Annotated in this window: 11 protein-coding genes; 10 read left to right on the top strand and 1 reads right to left on the bottom strand. The window is 39.2% G+C overall.

Translation table 11 applies throughout. The features are described from left to right. The first annotated feature begins 3 nt into the window (after positions 1-3). Positions 4-2,787 carry a hypothetical protein gene (locus KUL10_RS07290; RefSeq protein WP_110428253.1) on the top strand — a complete coding sequence of 928 codons (2,784 nt, stop codon included), beginning with the start codon at positions 4-6 and terminating at the stop codon, positions 2,785-2,787. Here KUL10_RS07290 and KUL10_RS07285 read toward each other — a convergent pair. Continuing rightward, complete coding sequence (locus KUL10_RS07285; protein WP_110428252.1) at positions 2,753-3,523, bottom strand: sulfotransferase; 771 nt, start codon at positions 3,521-3,523, stop codon at positions 2,753-2,755. The two genes, KUL10_RS07290 and KUL10_RS07285, sit on opposite strands and share 35 nt — an antisense overlap. 158 nt (positions 3,524-3,681) lie before the next feature. Between KUL10_RS07285 and KUL10_RS07280 the strand changes: the two genes are divergently transcribed. The 9 genes from KUL10_RS07280 to KUL10_RS07240 are packed head-to-tail and all read left to right on the top strand — an operon-like array spanning position 3,682 to position 14,346. Continuing rightward, positions 3,682-4,599, top strand: coding sequence for a glycosyltransferase (locus KUL10_RS07280; RefSeq protein ID WP_110428251.1), 918 nt, complete (start codon positions 3,682-3,684; stop codon positions 4,597-4,599). 59 nt (positions 4,600-4,658) lie between these two features. Further along, the gene (locus KUL10_RS07275) at positions 4,659-5,717 is read left to right on the top strand and encodes an HAD family hydrolase (protein WP_110428250.1); all 1,059 of its coding nucleotides are present in this window, start codon (positions 4,659-4,661) and stop codon (positions 5,715-5,717) included. 8 nt (positions 5,718-5,725) lie between these two features. After that, the gene (locus tag KUL10_RS07270) at positions 5,726-7,693 is read left to right on the top strand and encodes a rhamnan synthesis F family protein (protein ID WP_199509202.1); all 1,968 of its coding nucleotides are present in this window, start codon (positions 5,726-5,728) and stop codon (positions 7,691-7,693) included. Positions 7,694-7,695: 2 nt separating this feature from the next. Beyond that, on the top strand, positions 7,696-8,676 hold the full coding sequence (locus KUL10_RS07265) for a hypothetical protein (RefSeq protein ID WP_110428249.1): 981 nt from the start codon (positions 7,696-7,698) through the stop codon (positions 8,674-8,676). Further along, on the top strand, positions 8,666-9,886 hold the full coding sequence (locus tag KUL10_RS07260; protein WP_110428248.1) for a glycosyltransferase family 2 protein: 1,221 nt from the start codon (positions 8,666-8,668) through the stop codon (positions 9,884-9,886). Before KUL10_RS07265 ends, KUL10_RS07260 begins: the two co-directional genes overlap by 11 nt. Before the next feature lie 14 nt (positions 9,887-9,900). Continuing rightward, positions 9,901-10,800: a glycosyltransferase gene (locus KUL10_RS07255; protein WP_110428247.1), complete on the top strand. Its 900-nt coding sequence runs from the start codon at positions 9,901-9,903 to the stop codon at positions 10,798-10,800. A 43-nt stretch (positions 10,801-10,843) separates the two neighbouring features. Then, complete coding sequence (locus KUL10_RS07250; RefSeq protein WP_110428246.1) at positions 10,844-12,571, top strand: glycosyltransferase family 2 protein; 1,728 nt, start codon at positions 10,844-10,846, stop codon at positions 12,569-12,571. Positions 12,572-12,604: 33 nt separating this feature from the next. Next, positions 12,605-13,489: a glycosyltransferase gene (locus KUL10_RS07245; protein WP_306305326.1), complete on the top strand. Its 885-nt coding sequence runs from the start codon at positions 12,605-12,607 to the stop codon at positions 13,487-13,489. Then, positions 13,486-14,346 carry a glycosyltransferase family 2 protein gene (locus tag KUL10_RS07240; protein WP_110428245.1) on the top strand — a complete coding sequence of 287 codons (861 nt, stop codon included), beginning with the start codon at positions 13,486-13,488 and terminating at the stop codon, positions 14,344-14,346. Before KUL10_RS07245 ends, KUL10_RS07240 begins: the two co-directional genes overlap by 4 nt. Positions 14,347-14,393 lie beyond the last annotated feature (47 nt).

Here is a 14,393-nt window from a genome sequence, read left to right as displayed (position 1 = left end):
GAAATGAAATCATTTTATCTCGTTACTGGGTTTCATCGCTCTGGAACTTCATTGTTGGCTCAAACACTCACCGCTAATGGTTTTAATATGGGCGATGAATTAATGGGCGCTACCTTCAGTAACCCCCTCGGTCATGTCGAAGATATGCCTGTGGTTAGGTTGCATGATAAAGTCTATTCACTAAACGGGGTGGATTGGCGGTATCATGATTCTTCTCCTTTAATTAAGCCCATTTGGTTGCCAAACTACATAGCAAGCTATCTCGAGCAAAGAAATCGTTCAACTAAACAGTTAATTGGTGTAAAAGATCCAAGAGCCACTCACTTTTTAAAAGATTGGCAAGTCGCAGCTAGCGCTAAACAGCATTCACGCATCAAGTTTGTGTTCGTTTTTCGTCATTGGCGTACTGCTTGTTTTTCTTTGCTCAATCGACACGCTAGGCATTTACTTAACAATGCGCATCCTATTGCAAGAAATACCTTAAACTTTAGTTTTTGGCAGCAACCGAGTTTGGCTTATAAAATGTGGCTTAGTGCTAACCAACGCATTTTAGAGTTCATAAAAGAGCATCCGCAAGACTGCTTTCTTATTTCTCAAGAAGCTTTTGCAGCAGGCGCATTTGCTCAATTAAATGCGAGTTCAAAGTCTCTCGATACGCTCGATAAACTTAACGCTTTTGGTTTAACACCAAATCATTTTAGTTTAAGTACTTATAGACCAGACCTACTTACTAGCGTGCCGACAGATATACATCTAGCCCATCTTGATTGTCGAGAAATTCAAGCCTTAGATGACTTATACAGTGAGTTAAATAAAGTTGCTGACGTTACTCATTCAAATCAGCAACACCAGTTCTCAAGTTCGCGCACGGCATTCAACCCCAAACTAGTTGCCAGTTCAAATGAAAACCGTTCAAAACCTAAAGTGATGAGTGTTGAAAATGTTTTTGCTGAAACGCGTTTCCATTTCGAAAAATTAACGTGGTCTGAGTTTGCAGGTGCGTTGTTGCGAATACCTATTAGAAGAGTTCAACCATCATGGTTTTATGCGGTATTAGAACGTGATCTTGGTGATGATTTTAAACAGCATGCAGACGATTACTTTTCTATCGCCAAGGTAGCGCATCGCCAAGGTCTATGGCTGGTAACAAAAGTATTAAAGATGAGAGCAATGCTTTGCTGGGCTATTGATGAGAGCCTTGGTTGGCAAATTAACAAATGGACTCTATTTTGTGAACAGCAACCAGATTGGCTAGACTTGGACGATGAACAACTGGTTAATGCCAATCCGTTTTCAACTAGACAGCTAAATGACCTCCCAAAGTATTACTCTGAAGCGTATCAAAAAGAATTGGAACTCAACTCAGACAATCACATTGCACTTACCATTGAATTACTGACTGAAAGTAGGGCCCATCCAAACGAATACATAGCACAAGCAAATAGCTTTGCAGTTAGCCCTATAGAAGCCCATTTACGAGAATTTTGTTTGTTTAAAGCGGCGAGGTTACTTTTTAGCACTTATCGAAAAGTAGACGGTGAATACTGGGATTATAGTAAGTGTTTAATCTTGTTGCATCAGCATTATGTGCAGCTCGGTGTTTTTAAGTTAGCAACTCATTTACTCAATGCAATTGCCAAATTTAAGTCAATTCCACATGAATCCATACAGAGCTACACCTTGCTAATCGATGGTTTAATTGCCGAAGCCCGTTTAATTGATGCTAAGAAACTGTTTGCTGAATTACAGATAAACTTGCCGATGCATGATTGGCAAAAGGTAGCAGACACTCTTGATGACTTTGAACGAAAATCCAAACCTCACTTAGGCCTTAAACATAGGTTCGCTTTGCAGCCGCACTCCTTAGACTACAGTAACATCTTATCTATCGGCTACGAAAACGAGCAACTTGGCGCGGTGCTAGATTTACTCAATCTGAGAGTTAACTTTTTGGCCAAAGATAATGCAAAATGGTTACGTGATGCAACAAGCCTGATAGCTGAACAGCCAGCTGATACGCTCTCTATGATTATTTATAAACATTGGGGCAAGGTATTTCCACTCAATATCGTTAATTATGTATTAGAAAATGGCTTTGAAGGCCGATCACGTAATGTCGTTTTGAACCAAACTCCGTGCGTTTCGTTTAGACGTAACGACTGTGTGTTCGCGATAAACATCGAATCGATTGAATCTTTTGAGTGTTTTGCCTGCTTATTTGCCGAGCTATACCAAGATGCACTATTAAACAATACTAGTGCCAAGCTAATGCCAAAGTTTGCATTGTACTCTCATCAGGAGAAACAGGCGGACATCGAAAAAATACTCGAGGCATATAATTTAAAAGGATTAGTTGAATTTCACCACAAACTTAAAAGGCCCCAGAGTTTAAGTTGCAGTGTCCTGTTGAATAACCTCGTTTCACGCACAACTGCCAAAGTCATTGGGCTTATCCAATGTAATGATACTAGAGCCTCAAAAGATAGAAATCGAGAAGTGCTTACATGGTATAGCCTTTTAGGCTATGAATTTGGCGGAGTTGAGCACTTTGAACAAAGCGAGTTAGAAGCGGTTTTACCGAGTTACCACCCTGACACATTACTTGATATACAGTCTTATCCAATTTATTACCCGACCCAAAAAAGTTTTATGGTGAAGAGCAGTTTTTTGAGGGCTGTATTGAAAAACGAGTACTCGGATGAGCACTCGTTTTTGATTAATTTAGTTTCTAAAGCCAAAGGTCGTATTCAGTTTATGCATCACCTAATGTCTGAGCATTTTGTATAATCGTATCCCAGCTTCGGCGATTCTCTTTTTTTATTTTGAAATATGCTTTCGCATATTGCTTAGCTAGTCGATTAATGAAAGTGTTCGGCAATGATTCTCCTTTAAATATCTCTCTGGCTTTTGTCTTATGCTTTGTTAGCTCTAAAAAAGAAAATATTTTTTTCATTGTTTCTTCGTGTCGTTCACGCAAGTCTTGATTATATAGCACTAATACTTGATTCGCGGGAATAGTCTGAAATAACGAGTTTAACTGAGTAGAATAAAGACCTCTGCTGAGGTATGACTGGGTACGCAAGGGAGAAGTAAATCGCCAATCGCTAGTGTGCTTTTGCAATCTTAGTTGCTCGAACAAAAAACTCAACAACATGTTTTTGGCTTCTTGTTTACGAACGAAGGACATTTGATAGTGAGAAATCGCGCGCTCTACTGGATCACGTAGCACGACTATAAATTTTGCATTGGGATTATAACGATAACAATGTGCTAAAAAAACGGGATTGAAAAGAGTAATAGGCGTAGCGTCTAGGGTGTATTTCTGACCTTGATAGTCGGTACTCAAGGTTTTATATTTGTTTTTTGCAAATTGCATCTTATGTGTGGCACGCAAAAAAGCGGGGTCATCAAAGACATGTGCTTCTTTATTTTTCAGTAAAAAAATATCAGGATGCTCATCCAAAAAACTTGAAAGCGCCGTTGTCCCTCCTTTTTGTACGCCAATGATGTGTAAATTAACCACGGTTCCTCATTTTTAAATTTACATGTTTAAAGAATACTGATTTGATTGTCTCGCAATTAATTACTAAGTTAGCATATTCTTGATATGAACTATGTCGGATTTGAAATTTAATTAACTGAATTGCTAAAATTGTAATATTAAAATAAAGGCGTTAATACTTGAAAATCGTTAGTTTTTACCGTGATTATATGGGGTACACGGGAGGGCACCAAAAAGTGTTCGATTATTTACAGCATTGCAGTGCGCATCCGCACTTTGATTCTGAATTATATATCCAAAGCCGAGATGAGCTACAAAGCCCTTTTGATGTCATCAAGCAACGTTGGCAGCAGCAATATCAACCGGACAAAGCTGATGTTATATTTCTTGCTGGGCTAGATTGGCGTGCCTACCAACCCTTTTTTAATGAGCATCAGCCAAAAATAAACCTGATTCAACATTTGAGACATGCCGATCCAAGTCAGGCACACTTTGCTTTTTTGAAACATAAAGCAATTAGAATATGTGTTTCAAAAGCTGTCGAGGAAGCCATAAAACCATTTGCTAATGGCCCCGTCATAACAATCAAGATGGGGCATGAAATACCTGAATTGCTTGTGTCTGACAAAGACATTGATTTATATATACTGGCAAACAAGAAGCCCGGTTGGGGAGAACACTTAGCAAAGTACGCTAATTCACTTGGTTTTAGAGTTAAATTAACAAAACAGACTGTTCCGAAAGAAAACGTGTTTGCTGATATGGCGCGTGCAAATATTTCCTTAGTGTTACCCAATAAAACCGAGGGTTTTTATTTGCCGGGTATTGAAGCAATGAGTCTTTCTAATGTTGCGATAGTGCCTAATTGTGTTGCAAACCTCGAATACATGAAAAAAGGTAGCAACGCTATACTTTGCGCGAACACACTTGATGGTTGTAAAAAAGCGATACACTTAGGATGGAACATGTCTAAGAGCGAAGACATTAAAATTCGGGCAGAGAAAGGTAAACGTATCAGCTGCTCTTACAATCTCAATAATGAAGCCTTACGTTTTCACAATGTACTGAATGAACTTGATAATCTTTGGCGAAGCTAGCGCGTTTTATGCTAACATTTGCCGAATAATATCAACCACTCATCTAAAGTTAATAATAAATGATAAATAAACAAAAGGTGCTGGGCGATTTCGGCTTTGAGTTCCTTGGCCCAATCTGTAGTGAGTATTTCCACCAGTTAAATGAAGTCTTAAAAGTAAACCCAGATGCACACATTTTATTTCTCGCCCGAGAAGGCTATTTTTTTAATGATGTATATTCCAAACTGATCTCACACAACCTCATTGCTCAAAACACGTATGATTATTTTCTGGCATCAAGAACCTTTCTTTTCAGAATATGCATAGCAGATCCGAGTACTTGGGAGTTTAGTTTAAAGCACAATTTTGAAGGGACGCTTGATCGCTTGCTAGTTGCTCGTTTTGGTTTTACTCATCATGTAGCACTTGAGATTTTTACTGAAGATGAGCTAGCAAAAGAATATTCACTACCCAATGATTTTGAAGAAATTACCACGCTATTTTCAATGAAACTGGCGGCCTTGTCTAAAGCGGTAGCAAAGAGCAGAAGTAGCTATTTTGATTATATTCGAAGTCTTTCATTGCCAAGAGATAAAAAGCTTATTTTGGTAGATGTTGGTTACTCTGGCACTATTCAAAAATTGCTCACGCATCTACTGGGGCAAAGTACACATGGTTTGTATTTTATTACCACCAAAGCGGGTGACTACAATTACCACGGTAAAACGGCGACAATGGAATGCGTTTTTAAAGACCGAGTTAAAATGGGCGATGGCTACCATATGTTAGACAAGTCTCTTTTTTTAGAAGCATTGCTCACCTCACCTAATGGCCAGTTTGTCGATATTGAGAAATCAAGCATTCCCGGTGCTGCTCAGTTTATCAAATTTTATGGCAGGCACTCGTACACGCAAGCTAATTTCGCCGAACTTGAGATGATCTTTAATGGAGCAACGGACGCAGTCGTTAGCTACTTAAAAAATGGCGTCAGATTTACCTTGGATGAAATAGAGCACTTGTATAAGCACTATACAACTAAGAGCCAGTTCATTCCGGCAGCGGTAAGACCCTTATTTGACGTAGACGACGCTATTTCAGGCAACGGAAACGTAAATCCTCTTAATTTGTTTAAAGTGTAGTACCGATAATGACAATCAATGACGATAAAAAGATAGAAGATACTATCGATTCCAATCCAGCGCTAGACACGTCACCAAGCAAGGAAGAGCAAGAAAAAGAGCACTTGGCAGCGATAAGAGCTCACGAATTAAATTATTGTAGACAAAGAGGCCTATTCAATAGGGTATATTACGAAGCCCATTGTGGTGCATTTCCGACAGAAATGGCAGCGTTTGAGGACTACTTACATAAGTCAACGTTTTCAAACGTGAACCCATCAGCGCTTTTTGATACTGAAGGTTACCAACGCGCTAACATCGATGTGTATCACGCTGGTACTAGTCCTCTTTTGCACTATATTTACCATGGTGAGAAAGATAAACGTAGGCGCTTCAACGCGATTCAACGTTGGGTGCCCAACACTTTCATGGTGCCAAAGGAAACGAAAAACTGGTCGCAACAAAGTATCGCGATCTGCTTGCATGTTTTTTATCCTGACTTTATTGAAAAGTTTGCAAATTCCCTCTCTCAATTACCCTGCTCAGTGGATGTGTTTGTCACTTGTGCGAGCAAAGAGATAGAAGCTGAGGTCAAGTCTACTTTTTCAACACTAAATACGGTTAATAAAGTCACTACCGCAATTGCGCCAAATCAGGGGCGTAATTTTGGGCCATTTTTAGTGGAGTTTTCAAAACAACTTTTAGAATACGATTTGATGTGTCACCTTCACTCCAAAAAGTCATTGTACTCAGGAAGAGAACAGACACAGTGGTTTGATTATCTGCATCAATACTTGCTCGCTGATAGGCATGTTTTATCTTGTATCTTGAGACTCTTCGATGAACATAAAGACCTAGGGATGTACTATCCCACATCTTTTTGGATGATGCCTAGCTGGGTGAACCATTGGACTTGCAATAAGTCTCATGCGCGTCCTTTTATTGATGAATGGGGTATTGAAATTGACTCCAACTTTTTAAGCTACCCAGTGGGTGGTATGTTCTGGGCCCGTCCTAAAGCCCTAAAACCTCTTTTCGAAAAAGAGTACGAGTATCAAGATTTTCCAGTTGAGCCCTTGCCAAATGATGGTTCGTACTTACACGCGTTAGAGCGGGCTATTGGTCTTTTGGTTGAAAAGCAAGGCTACCAACAGTTCTTTTATCACCCACCTTCAGCCAAATTCACGGTGGATAAAACCTACGCCTTTACCAATTATGCTAAACCGCCACATCAACTGCTTTCAGAATTAAGAAATTTCGAAATAATTTCATTTGATGTGTTTGATACCATTTTGCGAAGAGAATACATCTTCGCAGATTATGCTAAATTTCAAGTAGGTAAGCATCTGGTTGATTTGGACTTAGTATCATCTCCAGAGGCCTTTGTTGAGCTGCGAAACGAATCAGAGTTGCAGTGTAGAAAAAATAAGAATTTTGTTGGCGATGTGGATATTGTGGAAGTATACACTGAAGTCGCACAAAGACTTCATTGTGAAACTGCGCAAGCACAAGAGTGGATGCAAATGGAGTTTGAATATGATTTGCAGTCCATCTCTGGCAAAGACGAAATGGTTAACTTGGTCAATCAGTTGAGTGACGTTGGCAGAGAAATCTGGTTTGTTAGTGATACTTACTATACTGAGCATCAAATCAGTTTGATGCTTCGGCATATCGGAATTTCCGTTCACTATAAACTGTTTGTTTCTAGTGAACTGGGTTTGAGGAAGGACAATGGCAGTATGTGGAAAATGCTTCGCGAGACAATTGACCAGTTAGGAAAAAGCATTGTGCATGTTGGCGATAATGTAATTTCCGATGCTCAAGTCTGCGGTGACTATGGATTCACAAATATGCATATTTTGCACCCTGAAGATAAATGGCTCGCTGCGGGTATGAAGCCAAACGCAGTGACCAAACACAAGCTTGATGAGCCAGATATAATTAAATGGGGAAGCTTAATGAGTAAATACGGCCGCTATCCTCTTTTTGGAAATTAATAATGAATACAATTTTTTTGCACGTCGGTCCGCATAAAACAGGTACGACGGCACTTCAAAAATTCATGCTTGATAATCAAGCGAACTTGTTCAAACAAAATTTGGTCTATCCAAAGCGTTACGTTCAGATTTTTGGGCATCACAAATTTCGTGACAATATTGTCAACCGCGAGATTACAAAAGATGATGTGGCATTTTTTAAAGAAACCGACAACAATTTCTTACTTTCAAGCGAAGACTACATATCGTTATCAAAAGAAGATTTTGAATACTTTAAGCAATGCTTCGAAGGGTTTGAAATTAAAGTAATCTACACGTGGAGAAGAGCGAGTTTAAAGCTATTTTCAATTTGGCAAGAAGTGATAAAACATGGTGGAACAATTGATTTTTTCCAATATTACCATGAACATTTGGCTCGTCCTGGCACCAGTCAAATGTTGTCGCCGGATTTGAAGGTAGGGATGTTTTCACAAGTGTTTGGTATCAATAACGTCTCGGTATTGGATTATGAAAGTAGTGTGGGCAGAGATACGCTCATAAACGACTTTTTAAGCCTATTGGATATAAAGTGGGATGATTCTTTTGCGATATCTGAACAAAGCGCTGAGTCTACAAACAAGTCAATGACATTGGCTGATGTGGAAATCGTTCGTGCATTAAATATACTCGCAAAACAAGCCGGTATCCTTGATGGTGGAAATATCAGATTAGCTTATTTGAAACACAAAGATACACTCGTTCTTGATTCGTTGGTTGAGTTGATTAGGGAACACACTGTTCAAATCAACGTTGGGAATTATTTTATAGACGTTCGCTCAGAAAAAGTAATGTCAGATAAATACGGCGCCCATGTTTACAATTATCAGAATGCGGTTAAACGAAAAGAAATTCAAATTGCCAGTTCGGAATGGTTTCTCAGCAGCAATGTACAAAGTCTTCTAAATGATATATTGCAAAACTTAGCGATATCAGATGCTCAGTAGTAGTGAATCGACGAACTGCAAAGTAAAGCTTGTCGCAATTGCAAAAGATGAATCAGCATATTTCGCTGAATGGTTAATTCATCATCTTAATTGTGGTTTTGATGCGATCGATATTTATATTAATCGAACAACCGATAATAGTCTTGAGTTGCTAAAAAAGGTGTCAGAAGCTTATCCTCAAGTTAGTTTTGTAAAAGCTGATTGGGTGGATGGGGCAGGTCCCAAAGCAGCCGAAAGACTTCAGTTTATTATTTATGCGATGGTGTTAGAAGAGCTTAAAAACAAGGGTGAATACACCCATGTTTGTTTTTTAGATATCGATGAATTTTGGGTTCATCAAGGTGACCAAAGCAATGTGAAAAGCTTCATAGACAGTTTTAATCCTAATGATGTGGTTTACTTAGAGTGGTTGGTTGATTTTGGCCGCGATATTCCATTTAGTTTACTCTCTGACAAAATGGAAGGGTATTTGTCCCCTTTAGGTAAGTGCATTTATCCTGTAGGTGTCAGTATTGACCAGGTTCGTCTGCATATTTCGAGTTTTAAAAATAATCAGAAGGTGGTACTCGCGGATAACAGCGAATATCAAGAGCATAGTGAGAAACAACAAGCATTGTGCGATACAGGAAGCTCATTAAAACAAAGCTTTGTGTTTCACCGGGCTAATAGAAGCCAAATGGAATATATATCATTAACTTTAAGGGGGCGTCCAAGCAGTACTTTTCCTTTCAAAGAAAATCGCAATGGTCTTCCAGATGATCAAAAACAACGTTTAACGGTTACCTTAAAGGGCGCGCTGTATCAGAATAGAACCGAGTTGTTCGACCAATTCTTGTCAGTCTGCAATATTCACGATGATTATCACACAGCTAAAGCGTTTGTCGAGGCTAGATACAACAAAACGCTTGAGCAGGTGAAGTGCTTTGTGAACGACCACTATGAAGTAATGCTGAGTATCTTCGCGGGTGTAAAAGACAAACACCTTACTCAGTTCTTCACTGAGTATCGACGTCAACAAGTACTTGCTCGCCCAAACGACGCCGATTTACTTCGAGATTTAGCTGTACAAGCTTATCATCAAGATATCGATGAATGTGTTGACCTTATTAATCAAGCTAAAAGTTTGAGACCTAATGGACCGATGATTAATAAACTTAGAGAGCGATATTTGTTGGCGCAACTTGCTCAAAAGCAAGATCAGTCCATGTAGCGCAAGGAAACCGTATGGCAAAGTTTTGTATCGCTTCACCTCACAAAGATGAGACTTGGTATGACTATCGTTTATACGTCAATCTCAAAGAAATGCTCGAGAGTATGGGACATGTTCATCAAGCGGGAGCCAAAAATAGAGTTTATTTTCTAGGTGGTCCTCTCAAGCAACATTATCCCAAGGTCGGGCAGTTCGACCCTTCCGCAAATAATATTGCATTGATTTATTGTCATTTCCAAAAATTGAATTCCTTAAATCAATTTTCGCGCGTCTTTGTTCCAAGTGAAGGTGTACTAGATTACTATGCTGCAAAAGCTAACACTTCAAACGAGTCATTAGCTTTTGAAACAAAGCATCCTATTGAAATATTGAGACCTTTTTCTTCGCTTAAACCGAGCGAAAAACACAAACCTAAATATACTTGTGATATTGCGTTCATGGGAACTCCCCGTGTACGTCCAATTGTTGAAGCAATTATTGATATTGTAGAAAAATATCAGTTAAGGCTGAAAATCATCGGCCCTAATTGGTCTCTTTACCCAGGCAATCCAGCAGCAAAAAAATATTGGGTGGCTAAAAGTGTGCCTTATGAAGAAATTCCCTTACTTGCTAAAGAAGCCAAAATTAATCTCAACGATCATCACCACAATATGAACGATACTGGTGCAGTCAGTCATAAATATGTGGATTTGATTAGTGCTGGTGGTTTTGTGCTTTGCGATAATAACTCAGATGCAAAAAGTTGGTATCGAGGTGAGACTTTTACAGACCACGCTTCGTTAGAAGCTTTGGTATTGCACTACCTCAAAAATGAGGATGCAAGAGCACAACAACAAGCTCGACAGTATGAAGTCGTTAAGCAACAAACTACACGTAATGCTGCTCATTGCATTGCACGCTACTTTTTAGAGTAGTCGAGCGTTTGTCGTTTCATAGATCTTAAAGAGAAAAAGTGCAATGCATTATCTAGTAAAAGTAATATGGCTGTTAGTCCAATTCTTTCCAGAATGGGCTAGGGAACCTTTTAGAAAAAGTGTTTTATTAAGCAGCTGGTATACCGCTTTGCTATGCAAAGTTGGTATGCACCCCTCGGTCAACGCTACGTTAGCTGAAGCGAGGCAGGTAACCATTAGTGACGAACCTCTCGACGAAGATTATTCAAGAAATATGCGATATCAACAACGCTTGATTGATGATCGACTTAGTGAAGTTTCTATCGTTACGCCTGTTCATACTGTGCTGCTTCTTGTTGATGATTGGGACGGTGATATGTGCCACTGCTCTCTAAAGTCAATAAATCAGCAAACTGTTTTGCCAGAAATGATCGTGTTACTTTGTCAGCCAAAACAACGAGCGGTGGTTGAGTCCTATATTACTTCGCTAAATTGGTTGCTGACGGATATCGAAGTTGTGTGTGATTTGGCTAAAGTTGATATGAGATTAAAAAAGACATCTGGCTTTGTCTTATATCAAGGCGAACGCCTGCACTCTGATTGTTTTGCATATATCGCTACTTGTAAAATTCAAACGGATTTTATATACGTGGATACTGATACTCAGGCTGTCCAAAATCGTTACGCTCCCAGGTTCTTACCTGATTGGAACCCAGACCTTCAATTATCTACAGGCTATATTCGCACTGGGTTTTACTTTGCAAGGTTAACTCATATTGACTCGCTAATTGCTTCGAGAGATTCAGTTGCAAACTTTTTTAAGCAAGCGTATTTGCAAGATATGGCAATAAAAGTTGGGCATATTCCTTTAGTGCTGCTACATCATCATAAGCTTACTGAACCAGATGAGCAAATCGTGGACGATACGTCCAAACTATTTCCGTTGAGTGAGCAACCAATGGTTAGCATGATAATACCAACATACAATGCTAAAGACTTAGTCGAAGCTTGTTTGACCTCTATATTGGATAAAACCGATTACCGAAATTTCGAAATATTACTAATTGATAATCGATCAGATGACCCCGAAGCGATTACATACTTTGAAAGTGTGAACGAGCTTCCGAATGTAAGAGTATTAAAGTATCCTCATCCCTTTAACTATTCAGCTATCAATAATTTTGCAGTTGCGCACGCAAAAGGTGAAGTCATTGCTTTAGTGAACAATGACATTGAAGTGATAAACGGTAATTGGCTTGAAAAAATGCTTGTCCATACTTTACGTCCAGATATCGGATGCGTCGGCGCAAAACTACTTTTTGCTAATGGATTGGTGCAACATGCTGGTGTTGTTATGGGATATGGAGGTGGCGCAGGGCACGCACATAAATATTTTCAACGCGATGCGCCTGGATATATGAACCGAGCAATTGCTACTCAAAATTTCAGTGCGGTGACTGCCGCTTGCCTATTGGTGGAAAAGAAGGACTATGAAAACGTGGGCGGGTTGAACGAAAAAGAATTAACGGTTGCATTTAATGATGTAGATTTCTGTTTGCGCATAAATCAGTCTGGTAAACGCAATTTACTTTGTGCAGAAGCAGTGTTGTTTCATCATGAGTCTATTTCACGGGGGCATGACGACACTTATGAGAAAAAGAAACGCTTTTTTGCTGAAGTAGAGTATTTACAGACAACTTGGAAAGCTTACATAGAACACGATCCCGCATATAATCCAAATTTAACGCTTAAGTATGAAAATTTTACTATCAATAATGAATTAACCCATTAAAATGTGACGTTGATTTTTTAATAGTAATTCGCTTTGCCACAAACATACAAAATACAAAAAGAACATCAAGTAGATATTCAGCCACAAGCTATAGTAGCGATGGCAGTTTATAGAGCTGATAAAGAGTTATGGCTTGAGCAGGCCATACAAAGTATCTTAGATCAAAGCTATACAGGCTTTGTTTTTGCTATTGTGATCGACGGTCCAGTGTCCAACGACCTTCGTGAAATTGTCACTCGCTTTGCTAAACTTGATAAGCGTATCATGGTCGTGGAATGTGTTGAAAACCAAGGTCTTAGCAGAGCTATGAATTTTGTTATTGACTGGAGTCTAGCAAGTTCACCTGTCTATTTCTTTAGAATGGATGCAGACGATATTAGCGAGCCAGAGCGTTTTCAAACTCAAATAGAATTTTTAGAAGCGCATCCGCACATTGATGTTTTAGGCAGTGCACTGTGTGAGATTAATGAGGCAGGTAGGATTGTTGGCGCCAGAACGTTGCCAGTGAGTGATAAAGCTATCAAACGAATGCTTCCAAAAAGATGTTCTCTAAATCATCCAACCGTTGTTTTACGTTTCAATGTTTTCAAACATGGCTTCAGGTATAGCGAACATCTGCTTAATACACAAGATTACTTTTTATGGTCAGAACTAGCTAGTGCGGGTTTTAAATTTACAAACTTAACAAGTGCGCTTTTGAAGTTCCGTCGCGTCGATGATTTTTATAAAAGAAGAGGATTTAGTAAATCTGTAAATGAATTCAAAGCAAGGATTTATGCAATGCGCTTGTTAAAACGAACTCGTGTACGTTATTTAATTTATGCAGTTTCTGTACTTTGTCTTCGTCTAATGCCGTCATTTGTTGTAAAGTTTGCATATAAGATCGACCGTTTCTTTTTGAATAGAGGAAATAAATGAGAGTTGGTGCTGTGATAGTACTTTACAACCCTTCGCTTAAAGAGGCGAATGAGCTTATTAATACCGTGTCAAAAATGGTTGATACGTTGAGCATTGTGGATAATAGTTTAGTCGCTTCAAAAGTAACCCTTCCTCCTGAAAATACACATTACCACCATTTTAAATCGAATAAAGGGGTGGCTGCGGCTCAAAACGTTGGTTTGTCAGATTTACTCGCAGATGAGTGCGCATACGCTTTGCTACTTGACCAAGACAGCGAAGTTCCCTCAAGTATGGTCCCCCAACTGGTCAACAAATTAAGGGCATACCCTGACAGTTTAGTTGCGGTTGGTCCAAGGATAGTTTGTTCATTTACCAATGATGAACAGCATCCCAAGGTTCAAAAAGCCTTGTTAACAGAGAATGAACTGTCATTTGTACCACAAATAATAAGTTCCGGTATGATGATATCGCTTGCCAAGCTTAGCGCTGTAGGTTTAAAAGAAGAAAGCCTATTTATTGATGGCGTCGATCATGAATGGTGTTGGCGTGCAAGGTTGAACTCCTACCAGATAGCGATAGCTAATGATGTTAAAATGCGTCACACAATGGGTGAGCATCGCAGCAATTTTTTGGGCGTGACATATAAAGTCGGTAAACCAATAAGACTTTACTATCAGTTTAGAAATATTTTCATTTTATCGAGGAGAGAATATGTCCCTCGATATTGGAAGCTCAGGAATTTGGGTATTTTGCCCTTGCGAGTCCTCGTGAATTTGTTGAATGAAAAAGACAAAATACTTCGCGCTAAATATATGTGGCAAGGAATTTGCGACGGAATTATGAAAAGAGCGGGTGCTTACAAGGTATGGCACTAAACAAATAGCTTTTTACATCAATATTAACAAGACTGATTTCACCGTTT

The organism is Glaciecola sp. KUL10, assembly GCF_003203515.1.
Classification (GTDB): domain Bacteria; phylum Pseudomonadota; class Gammaproteobacteria; order Enterobacterales; family Alteromonadaceae; genus Glaciecola.
This window is presented reverse-complemented; position numbering and strand designations above follow the sequence as displayed.

Bases quoted from the DNA above. Each gene is read 5' to 3' on its own strand.
- KUL10_RS07250 (WP_110428246.1), top strand. From the start codon at position 10,844: ATGCATTATCTAGTAAAAGTAATATGGCTGTTAGTCCAATTCTTTCCA.
- KUL10_RS07290 (WP_110428253.1), top strand. From the start codon at position 4: ATGAAATCATTTTATCTCGTTACTGGGTTTCATCGCTCTGGAACTTCA.
- KUL10_RS07240 (WP_110428245.1), top strand. From the start codon at position 13,486: ATGAGAGTTGGTGCTGTGATAGTACTTTACAACCCTTCGCTTAAAGAG.
- KUL10_RS07275 (WP_110428250.1), top strand. From the start codon at position 4,659: ATGATAAATAAACAAAAGGTGCTGGGCGATTTCGGCTTTGAGTTCCTT.
- KUL10_RS07270 (WP_199509202.1), top strand. From the start codon at position 5,726: ATGACAATCAATGACGATAAAAAGATAGAAGATACTATCGATTCCAAT.
- KUL10_RS07260 (WP_110428248.1), top strand. From the start codon at position 8,666: ATGCTCAGTAGTAGTGAATCGACGAACTGCAAAGTAAAGCTTGTCGCA.
- KUL10_RS07255 (WP_110428247.1), top strand. From the start codon at position 9,901: ATGGCAAAGTTTTGTATCGCTTCACCTCACAAAGATGAGACTTGGTAT.
- KUL10_RS07265 (WP_110428249.1), top strand. From the start codon at position 7,696: ATGAATACAATTTTTTTGCACGTCGGTCCGCATAAAACAGGTACGACG.